General features: G+C 40.4%; 14 protein-coding genes. 13 read left to right on the top strand and 1 reads right to left on the bottom strand.

Annotated features, from left to right (window positions below; translation table 11 throughout):
* Positions 1 to 373: 373 nt before the first annotated feature.
* The 9 genes from ACG59Z_RS07335 to ACG59Z_RS07295 all read left to right on the top strand — a co-directional run bounded on the left by ACG59Z_RS07335 (position 374) and on the right by ACG59Z_RS07295 (position 9949).
* Positions 374 to 1372, top strand: a complete 999-nt coding sequence (locus ACG59Z_RS07335; protein WP_263614743.1) for a sulfate ABC transporter substrate-binding protein — start codon at positions 374 to 376, stop codon at positions 1370 to 1372.
* 226 nt (positions 1373 to 1598) lie between these two features.
* A complete protein-coding gene (rsmH, locus tag ACG59Z_RS07330) occupies positions 1599 to 2522 on the top strand; it encodes a 16S rRNA (cytosine(1402)-N(4))-methyltransferase RsmH (protein WP_017398295.1) in 924 nt (307 codons plus the stop codon).
* On the top strand, positions 2522 to 2854 hold the full coding sequence (locus tag ACG59Z_RS07325) for a cell division protein FtsL (protein WP_396462580.1): 333 nt from the start codon (positions 2522 to 2524) through the stop codon (positions 2852 to 2854). The genes rsmH and ACG59Z_RS07325 overlap by 1 nt, the downstream gene beginning before the upstream one ends.
* 11 nt (positions 2855 to 2865) lie before the next feature.
* Positions 2866 to 4698, top strand: a complete 1833-nt coding sequence (gene ftsI, locus ACG59Z_RS07320) for a penicillin-binding protein PBP3 (RefSeq protein ID WP_263614742.1) — start codon at positions 2866 to 2868, stop codon at positions 4696 to 4698.
* A gap of 3 nt (positions 4699 to 4701) precedes the next feature.
* Positions 4702 to 6201 carry a UDP-N-acetylmuramoyl-L-alanyl-D-glutamate--2,6-diaminopimelate ligase gene (locus tag ACG59Z_RS07315; protein ID WP_400198670.1) on the top strand — a complete coding sequence of 500 codons (1500 nt, stop codon included), beginning with the start codon at positions 4702 to 4704 and terminating at the stop codon, positions 6199 to 6201.
* A gap of 8 nt (positions 6202 to 6209) precedes the next feature.
* Entirely contained in the window at positions 6210 to 7610 is a 1401-nt protein-coding gene (murF, locus tag ACG59Z_RS07310; protein WP_400198668.1) for a UDP-N-acetylmuramoyl-tripeptide--D-alanyl-D-alanine ligase, read from the top strand.
* Positions 7611 to 8729: a phospho-N-acetylmuramoyl-pentapeptide-transferase gene (gene mraY / locus ACG59Z_RS07305; RefSeq protein WP_263614739.1), complete on the top strand. Its 1119-nt coding sequence runs from the start codon at positions 7611 to 7613 to the stop codon at positions 8727 to 8729.
* Positions 8730 to 8789: 60 nt separating this feature from the next.
* Positions 8790 to 9122: a hypothetical protein gene (locus ACG59Z_RS07300; RefSeq protein WP_263614738.1), complete on the top strand. Its 333-nt coding sequence runs from the start codon at positions 8790 to 8792 to the stop codon at positions 9120 to 9122.
* Between the two features lie 2 nt (positions 9123 to 9124).
* A complete protein-coding gene (locus ACG59Z_RS07295; RefSeq protein ID WP_263614737.1) occupies positions 9125 to 9949 on the top strand; it encodes a putative RNA methyltransferase in 825 nt (274 codons plus the stop codon).
* Between the two features lie 17 nt (positions 9950 to 9966).
* Here ACG59Z_RS07295 and ponA read toward each other — a convergent pair whose 3' ends face one another.
* A complete protein-coding gene (gene ponA / locus ACG59Z_RS07290) occupies positions 9967 to 12525 on the bottom strand; it encodes a penicillin-binding protein PBP1a (RefSeq protein WP_400198665.1) in 2559 nt (852 codons plus the stop codon).
* Positions 12526 to 12686: 161 nt separating this feature from the next.
* Between ponA and ACG59Z_RS07285 the strand changes: the two genes are divergently transcribed.
* From ACG59Z_RS07285 to ACG59Z_RS07270, 4 genes are read left to right on the top strand one after another with little or no spacing between them, the layout of a single operon-like run.
* Positions 12687 to 13745 (top strand): pilus assembly protein PilM, encoded by a 1059-nt coding sequence (locus ACG59Z_RS07285; protein ID WP_311086530.1) that lies wholly within the window; start codon positions 12687 to 12689, stop codon positions 13743 to 13745.
* The gene (locus tag ACG59Z_RS07280) at positions 13745 to 14389 is read left to right on the top strand and encodes a PilN domain-containing protein (RefSeq protein ID WP_031956429.1); all 645 of its coding nucleotides are present in this window, start codon (positions 13745 to 13747) and stop codon (positions 14387 to 14389) included. The genes ACG59Z_RS07285 and ACG59Z_RS07280 overlap by 1 nt, the downstream gene beginning before the upstream one ends.
* On the top strand, positions 14386 to 15126 hold the full coding sequence (locus tag ACG59Z_RS07275) for a type 4a pilus biogenesis protein PilO (RefSeq protein ID WP_263614733.1): 741 nt from the start codon (positions 14386 to 14388) through the stop codon (positions 15124 to 15126). Before ACG59Z_RS07280 ends, ACG59Z_RS07275 begins: the two co-directional genes overlap by 4 nt.
* 10 nt (positions 15127 to 15136) lie before the next feature.
* A complete protein-coding gene (locus ACG59Z_RS07270; RefSeq protein ID WP_031956424.1) occupies positions 15137 to 15664 on the top strand; it encodes a pilus assembly protein PilP in 528 nt (175 codons plus the stop codon).
* Positions 15665 to 15714 lie beyond the last annotated feature (50 nt).

The following is a 15714-nucleotide window of genomic DNA, read 5'->3' as shown; positions in this document are numbered from 1 at the left end:
TTTCGTCTATTTTTTGAGTTTAACCAAATGTAAATTACGGTAACGCTACGATTCAAACATAAATTTTAATAAAAAAGTAGAACTATGTCACACTTTTTACAAAAAACACCTTTATTTCACCTTGGTATCTTTCAAATGTAGCCTATCTGTATCCATTACGTCTCATTATTTAACAAATTAATGTGTAGATAAAGTGAAGACTATAAATAAACTATAAGAATAATTACAAAACTTTTCGAAATTATGAATAAAAACTAAGCAAAATTTATATCGTTTAAAGTGATTAGTAAACCTTGAATTGTTATAAGTATTTGATGGAAAAATGAAAACATAAAAATATAGTATAGTTTAAAAATGAAATTGGTTTTTATAAATGAAAAGAATAGCAATAATTGCGGTCGCTACATATATGGGGTTAGCCGTAAGTGCAGTACAGGCTGCGACTACATTTTTAAATGTTTCTTATGATCCAACTCGCGAATTTTATCAAGAATATAATCAGGCTTTTGGAAAGTTCTGGAAGCAACGTACAGGTCAGGACGTTGATTTTAAACAATCCCATGGTGGCTCTGGGAAACAGGCTCGAGCTGTAGCGACAGGCCTTCAAGCAGATGTGGTGACTTTGGCTTTAGCGAATGATATTGATGAAATTGTTAAAGCCGGATATATCCAGCCGAACTGGCAAAAAGAGTTTCCTAATAACTCTGCGCCCTATACCTCCACAGTTGTTTTTCTGGTTAGGAAAGGTAATCCAAAAAATATTCGTGATTGGAATGACTTAACTAAACCTGGTGTTGAAATTATTACGCCTAATCCGAAAACGGGGGGAGCACCGCGCTGGATTTATCTTTCTGCATGGGGATATGCTTTAAAACAGCCGGGTGGAAATGATGCTAAAGCAAAAGAGCTGGTTAAAAAACTTTATCACAATGTCAAAGTGCTAGATTCTGGGGCACGTGGTTCGCTGACTACATTTGCTGAGCGTGGAATTGGAGACGTTCTACTCTCTTGGGAGAATGAAGCATTATTGGCAACTAAAGGGCTTGATAAAGATAAATATGAAATTGTTTATCCATCCATTTCAATTTTGGCAGAGCCTTCTGTTGCGATTGTAGATAAAACAGTCGACAAGGACGGTAACCGTACTTTAGCTAAAGGCTATCTCAACTTCTTATATTCACCTTTAGGACAAGAGTTGGCCGCTAAACATTATTTCCGTCCACGTAATCCTCAGGTCGCTGCAAAATATGCAGCACAATTTCCAAAAATTAAATTATTTACTATTAACGATGTTTTTGGTGGGTGGGCAAAAGCTCAGCAAACTCACTTTGCCAATGGAGCCATCTTCGATCAGATTTATGAAGGGAAATAGTAAAGATAAATATATTTAGAGTAGCCGTTTAAAAATTACTTAAACTTTTAATATTGAAGCAAGTAAACCTGAAAAGGTAAGCTTGCTTTTTTATTTTGCTTAAAAAATGCAAAGAAAACGGTTTTCTCTATGAAAAATTAATATTTTCCTACAAAAAGCCGTTTGGTGTTCATCATAAACAAGGTGATAATGTGCAGTTACATTTTTACGCTATGATTTAACTCCTATGTCGCATATTTCTGTCTTACTTTTTGAGACCGTTGAAAGCTTATTGGCAGATCGCACAACTGGGGTGTATATCGATGCAACCTTTGGACGGGGCGGGCATACGCGCTTATTATTGTCTAAACTCGATGAAAATGCCCGAGTATATGCCTTTGATAAAGACCCTCAAGCTCTGGAAGTTGCGGCTGCTTTAGCACAAGAAGACCCAAGATTTACCATTATTCATGCAAGTTTTGCTGAAATTAAAGAAAAAATGCAGGAAATTGGGGTGCAAAGTGTCGATGGAATTATGGCAGACTTAGGTGTGTCTTCTCCTCAATTAGATCAAGCTGAACGCGGCTTTAGTTTTATGCAAGATGGTCCTTTGGACATGCGTATGGATAACTCTAAAGGATTGACGGCTGCCGAGTGGTTGCTTGAAATTGAAGAGGAGCAGTTGGCGAATATCATTTATCAATATGGTGAAGAACGATATAGTCGACGTATTGCTAAAGCAATTAAACAGGCTGGAAAATTAGATACGACAGCACAATTGGCTGAACTTGTAAAAACAGCCCACCCAAAATGGGAAAAACATAAGCATCCGGCTACGCGTACTTTTCAGGCAATTCGTATTGCTATTAACAAAGAACTAGATGATATTGAAGTGTTTTTGCCGCAAGCTGTAGACTTGCTTAAACCAAAAGGACGTTTGTCTGTGATCAGCTTCCATTCGCTTGAAGACCGGTTGATCAAACAGTTTATTCAAAAAGAATCAACGCTTGCAGAGGACTCTGGTTGGGGCATGCCTCAACAACAGATTGATACGAGAAGATTAAAGAAAATTTCACGGGTTCGTGCGAGTGAAGAAGAAGTAAAAGCGAACCCACGTTCACGTAGTGCATGGCTTCGGGTTGCTGAACGCTTGGAACAAAAAGGCGCGTAATGAAAAGCAGTGATGAAATCGAAACCACAGAAAATAAAGTGGTCAAAAAAGTTGTGGTATATACAGTCATGGTGGCATTGGTTTTTATCAGTGCCATGATGGTGGTATTACAGGTATTTGAATACCGTCATGATTATAGAGAGTTAAGCTCTTATATGCGTGAACGTGACGACCTCAATGCTGAATGGGGACGTTTATTGATTGAGCAACAAACATTTGGTGCGACTGCTCAAATTGGTACACGTGCTGTGACACAATTACGAATGTTTTCGCCACCGGCTGCAGAAACGGTGGTAATTTCTTTACCGATGACCTCAGAGCAAAATAAGTAAGGCCTTGCTGTATGGTAGATAAGCGAACAAAGCAAACACGAAAAAAACAGCAGTCTATTTCGGAAAAACCAAGTCTTGCCTTTGATATGTGGCGGTTTTATCTGCTCTGGGCAGTGGTGCTACTGTGTTTTGTGGTATTAATTGCACGTGCATTTTACGTTCAAATTATTAATAAGGACTTTTTACAAAATAAGGCCAATGCCAATATTTTGCGTACTGAACGTGTAGAAGCCATGCGTGGTGTGATTAGTGATCGTCACGGTGTACCTTTAGCGATTAGTAGTCCAATCATGAAAATTGTGATGGACCCACGTGATTATTTTGAAACCAAACATTTATACGATCAAATTACAGCTGAACTAAAACAAGATCCGAAGAATCGTAAATTAAAACGTCAGTTACCAGATAAAAATTTAAACCTAGATGAGCTTGCCGATGTGGTCGGTGTTGACCGTGCTGATCTTAAAAAACAGATGAATGCACGTCCGCGTTCTCGCTATTTGGTTTTGAAGAAAGAAGTACCACCGCAACAAGCCGACCTCATTATGAAAGGTAACTTCCAAGGGGTTTACGCAGAAAAAACTTATAAACGTTATTATCCGCAACCACAGCCAAATGCTCAAATTATTGGCTTGACCAACAGTGAGGGTCAGGGGGTTGAAGGCTTGGAAATGCAGTTGAATAAACAACTTTCCGGTGTAGATGGCGAACAAAAAATTATTCGTGATAAGCGCGGTAACCGTTTAAAAGTTTCTGAAGTAATCCGTGAGGGTGAGCCGGGTGAGAATATCACTTTAAGTATCGACTCTCGCTTACAGTACATTATGTACCGTGAATTGACGGCTGCTGGTGTCGCGAATAATGCACGTTCAGCAACGGCTATTGCGGTTGATGTTAAAACGGGTGAAATTTTGGCTATGACCAGTTGGCCATCTTATAACCCGAATGATAAGAATGGCTTGTCTAATAAAGATGCTATGCGTAACCGTGGTGCGATCGATATGTTCGAGCCAGGTTCAACCATGAAGCCATTCACAATTTCTGCTGCTTTAGAAACGGGTCAATACACACCAAATACCATTGTAAATACCTCACCTGGTTCAATGCGTTTAGGTTGGCATACCATTCGTGATACCCATAACTACGGGACTTTGACCGTAACAGGCGTCATTATTAAGTCTTCAAACGTGGGTTCTGCAAAAATTGCATTATCACTTCCAAAAGAGACATTGCCGACCTTCTTTAATCGTGTTGGTTTTGGTAAGCGTTCTGCTGTGAAGTTCCCAGGGGAAAGTTCTGGTTTAGTACTTCCTGTAAGTAAATTAAACTCTTCTCAAATTGGTACTATGGCTTATGGTTATGGTCTAAACGCAACTATCCTTCAATTGGCTCAAGGCTATGCCATGCTTGCAAATCATGGCGTAAAAATGCCATTAAGCTTGCATAAATTAGATCAGGCACCTAAGGGTGAGCAGGTTCTTAATCCGAAAATTGCTGATCAAGTCTTGTTAATGCTTGAGCAAGTGACTATGCCGGGTGGTACAGCGACACAAGCCAATATTCCAGGCTATCGAGTAGGTGGTAAAACAGGTACCGCTCATAAATTGCGTGCTGATGGTAAGGGTTACTCAAATAGTGAATATCGTGCTTTATTTGCCGGCGTTGCACCAATCAGTGATCCGCGTCTAGCTGTTATTGTGGTTGTGGAAAATCCACAAGGTCGTTATTACGGTGGTTTGGTTGCTGCCCCAGTTTTTGCTCGTATTATGCAAGAGTCGCTACGTTTAATGAACGTGCCGCTTGATAAGCCACTTAATACTCCACAGAATCCTACTCGCAGGTAAGCTATGACTGTTTCTTTTCAAGAAATTAATCCAATCGAGATTGATGCTCAATGGCCTCACCAGCCATTTCATGGCTTTGGTTTAGATAGTCGTAAAATCGAAACAGGCCAAATTTTTATTGCTTTGACCAGTTATAGCCAACCTGAAAAAACACGTACATTTGCTGAAGCAGCTTTAGCAAATGGAGCGCTCGCTGTTATTAGTGAAACCGAATTAGGTGTGGCAAATGAGTGGGTATGTCCTGATGTGCGCCAGCGCATGGGTGAGTGGCAAAAACGTTATTTACAACAGACTGATACAGTTAAACCATTACGGATTATTGCTGTAACAGGAACGAATGGTAAAACGACTATTTCTCGCTTAATTGCTGAGTTAATTAGTTCACAACAGCAGCGCTGTGCAGTGATGGGGACGACTGGTAATGGTATTTTACCGGACTTGACACCTTCTACGCATACCACTCTTGATGCTCTACAATTACAAAATGAATTACATGCTTATGCTAAGCAGGGTGCAACTTTTGCTTCTTTAGAAGCGAGTTCACATGGTCTTGAGCAGGGCCGACTAAATGGTTGTGATATTGAAATTGCTGTTTATAGTAATTTAAGTCGTGACCACCTCGATTATCATGGCACCCTAGAAGCTTATGCAGAAGCAAAGGCTCGTTTGTTCCAGTTTAATTCGTTAAAAGTTGCTGTGATTAATCTAGATGATACTCATGCAGATTTAATGATTAAGTCTGCACAGAATAATCCAGCACAACCTAAAATTTTGACTTATTCGCTTACTCAAAATACAGCTGATTATTACATTACCGATTTAAGTTATAGCTTGGCAGGTGCAACCTTTAATTTGATGGGGCTGCAAGGTTCATTTGCGGTAGAAAGTCCGCTATTAGGTCATTTCAATGTTGAAAATTTGATTGCTGCACTCATAGCTGCTGAGCAAGCTGGTTTCGATTTACAAGCATTAGTTGATTTTGTTCCTAAACTAGTTGGTGCCCCAGGCCGAATGCAAGTCATTCGTGATGATGAGCGACTATTTGTAGTCGATTATGCTCATACGCCAGATGCATTGATTCAAGTGCTTAAAACATTAAAGCGTCATGTTTCTAATGAGCTTTGGGCAGTATTTGGATGTGGTGGTGATCGTGATCGTGGTAAGCGTCCACTCATGACCCAAGCTGCTTTAGATGGCGCAAATCCGGTTATTTTGACTTCAGATAACCCAAGAACAGAAGACCCTGAACAGATTTTTGCTGACATGAAGCAAGGAATCGATTTTTCAGGGCATCGTATGCATGAAATTCATGACCGACGTGAAGCCATTAAATTTGTTGCAGAGCAAGCTCAAGCTGGTGACATTGTGGTGATTGCCGGTAAAGGACATGAAAATTATCAAGAAATTAATGGTGTGCGTCACTGGTTTGATGATGTGGTTGAAGTGCGTTCTGCGATTGATGCACAACATCATACGGTAGATGCTGCTTACCCTGCACAATAGGAAAAATTATGCATACTTCAACCACCAGTACCGTGCCTTTGGAACCGTGGACAGCTCAACAATTACAACAGGCAACGCAGGGTTACTGGCATAAAGACCAGATCCCTCAAACTGAAATTAAACGTATTTTGACTGACTCACGTCATGCAGAAAGTGGGGACGCCTTTTTAGCACTAAAAGGTGAGCGTTTCGATGCACATGATTTCGTTGCACAAGTTGCAGCAAATGGTTGTCAAATCGCTATTGTTGAACGTCCATTAGATGTTGATATTGCTCAGCTTGTGGTTGCTGATACTCGTTTGGCTTTGGGGCAATTAGGTGCTTATCGCCGCGAACAAAATGCTCAATTGAAAGTGATTGCTTTAACAGGCAGTAGTGGCAAAACCACCACCAAAGAAATGCTAGGAAGCATACTGTCTCGTTTAGCACCCACACTCATTACCCGAGGCAACTTAAATAATGACCTAGGCGTGCCGATGATGCTGCTCGAGCTTCGTAAGGAACATCAGTATGCAGTGATGGAACTTGGCGCAAGTCATCAAGGCGAAATTGATTACACATCAAAACTTGTTCAGCCACACGTTGCTGGCATTTTAAATATTGGAACTGCTCATTTGGGCGAGTTCGGCGGGCGTGATGGTATTTGCCGTGCTAAATCGGAAATTTATCGTCATATTTTGCCTCAGGGCGTTGCCATTGTTCCGCAACAAGACGACTTCACTACCGAGATTCGTGAAGCTGCGAAAGGTCATCAAATCTCTACCTTTGGTACAGGTGGTGACGTCTTTGCTACAGATATTGAATTATTGCCGCAGTCTGCCAATTTTCAGCTACATACGCCTCAAGGTTCTAGCCTTGTAAGATTGCCATTTGCTGGTGAGCATAATGTACAAAATGCAACGGCAGCCGTAGCGTTTGCTTTAGCATTAGGTATTAGCCTAGAAGATATTGTAAAAGGTTTAGAGCAAGCGCAAGGTGCGAAAGGTCGTTTGAACTTTATTCAAAAAGCGCCTTACTTGTTTATTGATGATACTTATAACGCTAATCCAACGTCCATGCGTGCTGCGGCACAAGTATTACTTCAACAAAATGGCATTAAAGTCATGGTGATGGGGGATATTGGTGAGTTAGGTAATAGCAGTTGGCAAGAACATCACGATTTAGGTCGCGACCTCGCCGAGCTTCCTTTAGACCATATTATTGCAGTGGGGCAGTTTGCCTCAGCAGCTCTCGAAGGTGCAGGCCTTCATTCTAATAAATTGAAAGCATTTCAGACTCAAGCTGAGACGCTTCCATTTTTAATCAATCTAATCCAAACACATCAACCACAGTCCATGAGTTTCCTGTTTAAAGGTTCTCGCTTTACTCATATGGAAACGTTGATGGCTGATTTGATGGAGAAACTTTAAATGCTGTTATGGTTGTTTGAACACCTTGCGGGCTATCACAGTTCGTTTCAGGTCGTTCGTTATTTAACATTACGTTCTTTACTCAGTGTATTAACCTCACTGACCATTGGTTTGGTTCTCGGGCCGATCATGATTCGTAAATTACAGGCGTTAAAATACGGTCAGGCAGTAAGTTCATTTGCTCCTGAAAATCATGCTAAAAAAATGGGTACACCGACGATGGGCGGGATTTTAATCCTACTCTCAATCGGTATTAGTACTTTGTTATGGGCTGATTTATCTAACCCTTATGTTTGGATTGTGCTTGGTGTAATGGTTGTATTCGGCGCAGTTGGCTGGGCAGATGACTGGATTAAAATTCGCTATAAAGACAATGCAGGTTTACCTGCTCGTAAGAAGTTCTTCTGGACTTCTATTGCGTCACTCGGTGCTGGTATCGCCTTATATTTAATTGCAACTGAACAATCTAATGCAGAACACACTGCAAATATGCTGGATTTATTGATTCCTTTCTTTAAGAATCTTTCAATTCCACTTTCTATTGTTCCATTAGGTTTGGCATTTATTGTATTCACTTATTTAGTAATTAATGGTGCGTCTAACGCAGTTAACCTAACTGACGGTTTAGATGGTTTAGCCATTATGCCAGTCGTTATGGTTGCTTCTGGTTTAGGCGTATTTGCTTACTTATCTGGCGATATCCGTTTTGCTAATTATTTGCATATTCCATATGTTAAATATACTTCAGAACTGGTTGTAATCTGTTCTGCCATGATTGGTGCAGGTTTGGCATTTCTTTGGTATAACGCCCATCCAGCTCAAGTCTTTATGGGTGATGTGGGGGCTTTAGCTCTAGGCGCAATGCTTGGAACAATTGCCGTTATGGTACGCCAAGAAATCGTATTTGCGATTATGGGTGGTGTTTTTGTGATGGAGGCTGTATCGGTCTTCTTGCAAATCGGGTCGTTGCGAATGCGGAATAAGCGCGTATTTTTGATGGCACCTTTACATCATCACTATGAAAAACAAGGCTGGAAAGAAACCCAAGTGGTTATCCGGTTCTGGATTATTACGATTATGCTAGTGGTTTTAGGCCTAATGACCTTAAAATTGCGCTAGAAATTATTTTGGTGTCAATATAAAGCCAGTTTCTACTGGCTTTTTTTATTGGAGAGGTAAATGACAAAGGTTGTTGGGCTAGACCAATTATCTGTAATTAACCAAAAAGTGGTTAGTGATGGGGAAGTGTTACCTCAAGTTGTACTTAAAGATGGCAGTCAGGTACAAACTGGAACAGTAGCGACGATGCTGCATAACATTGATTTATATAATGCAGGGCAAAGAGGCCAAATTGAAGAGGAATTAAAAATTGCGATTCCGACTTTAATTAAAATTGGTTTATTTGATTTGTTTGAAGTAGATGAATGGATTAATGGAACAAATGCGGGCCGTACTTTTGTTGGTACGCAAGCAAAGGCTTATTTACAGCAAAAAGAACAAGAGAATAATTAGAAGTGACTATGCAAAATTTAATGTGTCCCGTGTGTCGTCAGAGACTCGAATTAGTAAGTAAAACTTGGCGATGTGATCAGGGCCATAGTTATGACATTGCAAAACAAGGTTATGTGAACTTACACGTTGTACAGCATAAACACAGTAAAAATCCGGGGGATACTCCTGAGTCTGTAGATGCGCGCCGTGCCTTTTTACAAGGAGGCTATTATCAACCTTTACAGCAAGCTGTAGTCGATTTACTGAAACAGCTTAAAGCCAAAGCTGTACTTGATATTGGTTGTGGCGAGGGTTATTACACCAGTGCAATGCAGCATGTTGTTGAGCAGTGTATAGGCGTAGATATTGCAAAAAATGCAGTACAACGTGCAGCAAAGTTAAATGACAAAGTGACTTGGGTTGTGGGTACAGGAGCAACTTTACCTGTAATTGATCAAAGTATGGATGTGTGTACCAGCCTTTTTAGCCCGATTCCACAAGCAGAAATTTTACGTGTGCTAAAAGATGATGGGTATTTAATTGTTGTCACACCTGCAACTGAACATTTATATGCGATGCGTGAAGCACTGTTTGAGCAGGTCAATCCGCACACACCGCAAAAATTTGTTGAACAACTGCAAGATTTATTTGAGTTGAAAGAACAGCAAGTTATAGATGCTCCTTTATTACTTGACCAAGAAGCGTTAAAGAATCTGATTGCTATGACCCCATATGCATATAAGGCCTCTCCAGAGCGCCGTATGCAATTGGAACAGCAATCACACTTGCAAGTAACAGCCTCATTTCAAATATATCTTTTTCAAAAACGTAATAAAAAAGCCATCTAACGATGGCTTTTTTATTTTTACTCAATTTGGTTAATCAAGTTTTCTAATTCATCTTTGTCACGCTTCGGCGCTGCTCCTTGTGAAGGCTTCATTGCTGGAGGCGCTGCTTTAGATGGAATTACAATTTCCTCACCAGGTAAGTCATCAAAGTCATTATTGGTGTTAGCTTTCGGTTGTGGCGGTGCAGGACGATAGAGTGGACGTGCTAATGGTGGTGCAGCACGATATGTTTTCTTATCTGTTACCTCAGTAACGACGGCTTGTTTGTCACGAGAAATTGGTGCCTGAGCATCTTTATCTAAACTCACCCAAGCTGCTGGAGTACCTTTTAGGGATTGGTCCATAAAGTTAATCCAGATTGGCAATGCCGCAATACCGCCATACTCGCGACGACCAAGTGTCGTCGGTTGGTCAAAGCCGACCCATGTAATCGCAACTAACTTGCCATTAAAGCCCGCAAACCATGCATCTTTTGCATCGTTCGTTGTACCTGTTTTACCACCTAAGTCACTACGACCAATTTTAAGCGCAGCACGACCTGTACCATGCTCAATTACATCACGTAAGATATTTGCCATATCATAAGCTGAGCTTGATTTTAAAATACGCTGAGCTTGACGATATTGACTGTTATTTTTATCAGTTTGTTTAAGGTTAAGCTGTTTAGCTGCCTTTTCTTTCTGCTCTAACTCTTTATTGGTAACTTCAACAACTTGATCATCTGGTGTAGTTGTCTGCGCATCACCTTTGGTTTCAGGGGCATTAATACATGGAATACATGCATATTCTGGTTTAGCTTCGTAAATAACTTTGCCGTATGCATCCTCAATACGTTGGATGAAATGTGGTTGAACACGGTAACCACCGTTTGCAAACGTTGCATAACCTGTTGCCATTTGAATTGGTAACACTTGAGGTGTACCTAGAGCAATCGTGTAGTTGCGCGGAATTTGATCTTCTTGTAACCCAAAATCCATGAATAACTGGCGAGTACGTTCAATCCCTACTGTTTGTAAAAGTCTTACTGATACGGTATTACGCGACAAATACAAAGCACGACGTAAAGGGATCATACCTAGATAACGGCCATCAGAGTTCTTCGGTGTCCATTTACCAATGGTAATTGGACTATCGTTGACCATGCTGTAAGGAGTCATACCACGCTCTAACGCTAAAGCATAGAGGAATGGCTTGATGGTAGAACCAGGCTGACGCCAGCCTTGTAAAGCACGGTTAAATTTTGATTGATAGAAATTATAACCACCAACAATGGCTTCAATTGAGCCGTCATTTGGGTTAATTGCAATAAGCTGGCCTTGAACTTTTGGTACTTGAACTAACGACCATGCAGTTTTGGTATCATTTGGTCGTAAACGAACAATATCTTTCACTTTAACAATTTGAGATGCACGTGAAGGTGCTCCACCTACACTATTCGCATTGCGATAGGGGCGTGCCCATGACATGCCAGACCATTGCACAGTAACTGTTGAGCCATCTTGCATTAATGCTTCAAAAGAGTTGCTATTTACTTTAGTCACTTCTGCTGGATAGGTGTTGGCATAAGCTCTAAATTGGCTTAATGGTTTGTCATGTGCTTCAGCTCCACGCCAGCCATGACGACGGTCATAAGCTTCTAAGCCATCTTGTACAGATTTCTCTGCAATAGCCTGACGTTGGGCATTAATAGTTGTATAAACCTTATAGCCTGAGTCAATTGCTTGTTCACCAAAGTGTTTTACAAGCTCTGAACGGACCATTTCACCTGCATATGGGTGAATATTATTTAGGTCGCGGTTAGGCATGTTCAAGTTAATTGGCTCTGCAACAGCCTTTTGATATTCTGCTTGAGAAATATAACCGAGCTGCAACATACGTCCTAAAATCCAGTTACGGCGTTCAAGTGCGCGCTCTGGGTTAACAACCGGGTTGTATTTAGACGGTGCTTTCGGTAAGCCAGAAATCATAGCCATTTGAGCAATGCTAAGCTCATTAATACTCTTGTTATAGTAAATTTTTGCAGCAGCTGCGATACCGTAAGCATTTTTACCCAAGAAAATCTTATTGACATAAAGACTTAAGATGTCTTCTTTAGATAAGTTTTGCTCAATTTTTCGAGCCAAAAAGATTTCTGTTAGTTTGCGTTTTAATGTTCTTTCTGGACTTAAATAATAGTTCTTTGCAACCTGCATGGTGATGGTCGAACCACCTGTTTGCACATCAGAACCAGTCACACTTTCACTCAAAGCACGACCTAAACCTTTAAAGCTAATGCCACTGTGTTCAAAGAAAGAAGAATCTTCTGCTGCTAGGAAGGCATGAATAAAAGTAGGAGGAATTTGTTTGTATTCAACCGGAATAGAAAGCTTACCACCGTACTCAGCAATAAGTTGGTTGTCGGCTGTATAGACTTGCAATGGCTTTAAAAGCGGTGCTTTTTTTAGTGAACTCATTTCCGGGAGGGTTGGGGCAATATAGAGATACATGCCATAAAATCCCATCGGAAGTGAGACTAAGATAATAATAATGATCAAAAAAATTGGACGCACGAAGCCCAAACTGGATAGCTTTTTCATGATAAGTAAGCTTTAATAAGATCGAATACAAACTAATTGTGGTCAGTATAGCCTTTAGACATGCGGATTGTTAGATGAGATATTGTATCCGTGTAAAAATAAAGACCGAGATTATTGGTTTGTAATTTTTTTTGGGGATAAAAAAATAATAGGACAATAGTGTGCTCAGGTTATATCGTAAACCTAATAAGGGGTTAATGGGCGTCGATATTAGTTCGACTTCTGTTAAGTTGTTAGAGCTCTCTGTCAAGAACGGTAAATATTGGGTGGAAAGCTATGCTTTGATGCCTTTACCTGAAAACAGTGTAGTTGAAAAAAATATCTTAAATCCAGAAGCAGTGGCAGAGGCTTTGGAACGGGCGATGAATTTAGCAAATCCCCAGACCAAAAATGCTGCAATTGCTGTTCCGACATCGACGGTTATTCATAAAACTATCGAAATGGATGCAGATATGAGCGATGACGAACGTGAAGTTCAGATTCGTGTGGATGCGGAGCAGTACATACCGTTCCCGTTGGATGAGGTGAGCCTTGATTTTGAGGTTTTGCCTGATCGTCTTTCAAATCCAAATCGTGTAAATGTTCTTTTGGTCGCAACAAGAACTGAAAACGTTGAAACACGCGTTGAAGTCCTTGAGTTGGCAGATTTGAATCCTAAATTGGCAGATGTCGAGAGTTATGCGGTCGAACGTGCTTTTAGTGTGTTTGCTGATAGCTTACCGATGGGTGCAAATACGATAGGGATTTTAGATATTGGCCATACCATGACGACATTATCTGTCATGCAAAACGGCAAGATTGTTTATACCCGTGAGCAAGTGTTTGGTGGCAAACAACTTACGCTTGAAATTCAAAGTCGTTATGGTTTGTCTTTAGAAGAAGCAAGCCGAGCGAAAAAAGACCGCACTTTACCAGATGACTATGAAATTGAAGTGCTAGATCCGTTTCTAGATGCTGTAGTTCAGCAGGCAGCTCGCTCATTACAGTTTTTCTTTTCTTCATCCCAATTCAATGAAATTGACCATATTTTGCTTGCAGGGGGGAATGCTAACATTCCAGGCCTTGCTAAACTTTTGCAGCAAAAATTAGGTTACCGTGTCACTATTGCCAATCCATTTTTACAAATGGGCTTTTCTCCTCAAGTCGACGTTCAAAAAATTGAAAATGATGCTTCATCTTTAATGGTGGCGTGTGGCTTGGCTTTAAGGAGTTTTGATTAATGGCAACAATTAACTTACTACCTTGGCGTGAAGAGCTGAGGGAGCAACGAAAAAAACAATTTATAACTTTATGCTTTGGGGTGGTTGTTTTGGGGATTACAACCGTATTTGGGGGATGGTTCTATTTTGATCATAAACTAGATGATCAAACGCAGGCAAACCAACTTATTACAAGTACAAATCAAAATCTTGATCAGCAATTAAAAGCATTAAACGGTTTACAAGAACAGCGTGATGCCATTATTGAGCGCATGAAGTTGATTCAAGATTTGCAGGGTCAACGTCCAGTAGTGGTGCGACTAGTTGATGAACTTGTTCGAGTCACACCACCAGCAATGTATCTCACTAAATTTAGCCGAACCGGGGATAAATTTACAATAGAGGGTAAGGCTGAAAGTCCAAATACGGTAGCTGAATTACTCCGTAATCTTGAAGCATCTCCTTGGTATCGTAATGCTTTTATGAGCTCTTTCTTGGCGACTGAAGATAAAAAAGATAAGACTGCTAGCTCTCTTCTTCCTAGAGTAGAAGATCATTATGGCAGTTTTGTTGTGACTGTCGATTTGGGGGAAATGGGCGTGACCACAACGAATAAGGATGCTGATAAGCCAGCCGTAGCTAAAGACACGGGGGCAGCCAAATGAGTCAAGATGAACTTCAAGAATTATCATTAGAGCAATCAGCTTCAAAGAAAAAGAAATTCAATTTAGATAAATTCCTTCAGCAATTTAATACGCTGGATATGAACAACTATGGTAGTTGGCCAATATCTGTAAAAATTACTTGCTGGATTTTTATTTTCTTTGCTGTGTTAGCTTTGGGATATTTTGTTGCTATTCAGCCAAAGCTACAAGCAATTGACAATGCTCAAGCTCAGGAAAGTAATTTATTAAATGAATTTCGAGAAAAAGACTCGAAATTACGTAACCTTCAACAGTATCAAGTGCAGCTTCAAGAGATGCAGGCAAATTTCAACCAGCAATTAGAACAGTTGCCGAAAGAAACAGAGATTCCAAGTTTAGTTGAAGATATTAACTTAACTGGTGTGAACTCTGGATTGAAATTTAAAAATATCCGCTTAGAAAATGAAGTTAAGCAAGAAATTTTTATCGAACAACCTATCGCAATTGAGGCTACAGGGGACTATCACGCATTTGGAGCTTTCGTAAGTAGTATTGCCGCTTTACCGCGTATTGTAACCATGCACGATTTTACTGTTGATGCATCACCAGCCAAAGATAGTAAGTCGGATATTCCTGTACTGAATTATTCTATTAAAGCGAAAACTTATCGATATGTAGAAGCAACAGATACACCGACACAATCGGCCCAGGCTCCAGCAGCCTCTGCATCTACTAGCACTTCTGCTCAGCCGAAATAGGAGAGTGATGATGAAAATTAAGCAAATTACTCTTTATGTTTTGGCTTGTGCTGCCCTTGTGGGATGTGATTCAAGAATCGATGCTGTGAACCAGCAAATGGCAAGTATCCGTAACCAGCCACCGTTACCTATTGAACCAGCACCGATTTTTACCCCTGTACCACAATTTAATTATGCTGCTCATCAATTGAAAAGCCCATTTATGCCAAGCTCGTTGGCTGCTGAACTCAAGATTATGGCTGGAAAACGGGTTTATCCAAATTTCTCACGTACGCCACAGCCATTAGAAAGTTATGCACTTGAAGCTTTAAATATGAAAGGGAGCATGCGTAATAATCGTGGTCAAATATTGGCTTTAATCCAAACACCAGATCATCAAATTGAACGGGTACAAGTGGGTAATTATATGGGTATGAATCAGGGCCGTATTACTCATATTAGCCCGACCCAGATTGATTTGGTTGAGATCGTACCAGATGGTCGAGAAGGCTATGTCGAGAGACCGAGAACATTGGTCTTGATTGGGCCAGCACCCTAAAACTTAGGGAATAACAACGAAAAAGTATTTTTAAAGATTATTTAATTGGG

The sequence above is a fragment of the Acinetobacter sp. ABJ_C1_1 genome (assembly GCF_044684115.1).
Lineage (GTDB): Bacteria > Pseudomonadota > Gammaproteobacteria > Pseudomonadales > Moraxellaceae > Acinetobacter > Acinetobacter nosocomialis_A.
Note: the sequence above shows the minus strand (reverse complement) of the source record. Positions and strands in the feature narration are given on the sequence as shown.

Excerpts from the sequence above, each read along its gene's own strand:
- ACG59Z_RS07300 (WP_263614738.1), top strand. The coding sequence starts at position 8,790 with ATGACAAAGGTTGTTGGGCTAGACCAATTATCTGTAATTAACCAAAAA.
- murF (WP_400198668.1), top strand. The coding sequence starts at position 6,210 with ATGCATACTTCAACCACCAGTACCGTGCCTTTGGAACCGTGGACAGCT.
- ACG59Z_RS07325 (WP_396462580.1), top strand. The coding sequence starts at position 2,522 with ATGAAAAGCAGTGATGAAATCGAAACCACAGAAAATAAAGTGGTCAAA.
- ACG59Z_RS07270 (WP_031956424.1), top strand. The coding sequence starts at position 15,137 with ATGAAAATTAAGCAAATTACTCTTTATGTTTTGGCTTGTGCTGCCCTT.
- rsmH (WP_017398295.1), top strand. The coding sequence starts at position 1,599 with ATGTCGCATATTTCTGTCTTACTTTTTGAGACCGTTGAAAGCTTATTG.
- ACG59Z_RS07315 (WP_400198670.1), top strand. The coding sequence starts at position 4,702 with ATGACTGTTTCTTTTCAAGAAATTAATCCAATCGAGATTGATGCTCAA.
- ponA (WP_400198665.1), bottom strand. The coding sequence starts at position 12,525 with ATGAAAAAGCTATCCAGTTTGGGCTTCGTGCGTCCAATTTTTTTGATC.
- ftsI (WP_263614742.1), top strand. The coding sequence starts at position 2,866 with ATGGTAGATAAGCGAACAAAGCAAACACGAAAAAAACAGCAGTCTATT.
- ACG59Z_RS07280 (WP_031956429.1), top strand. The coding sequence starts at position 13,745 with ATGGCAACAATTAACTTACTACCTTGGCGTGAAGAGCTGAGGGAGCAA.
- ACG59Z_RS07275 (WP_263614733.1), top strand. The coding sequence starts at position 14,386 with ATGAGTCAAGATGAACTTCAAGAATTATCATTAGAGCAATCAGCTTCA.
- mraY (WP_263614739.1), top strand. The coding sequence starts at position 7,611 with ATGCTGTTATGGTTGTTTGAACACCTTGCGGGCTATCACAGTTCGTTT.
- ACG59Z_RS07335 (WP_263614743.1), top strand. The coding sequence starts at position 374 with ATGAAAAGAATAGCAATAATTGCGGTCGCTACATATATGGGGTTAGCC.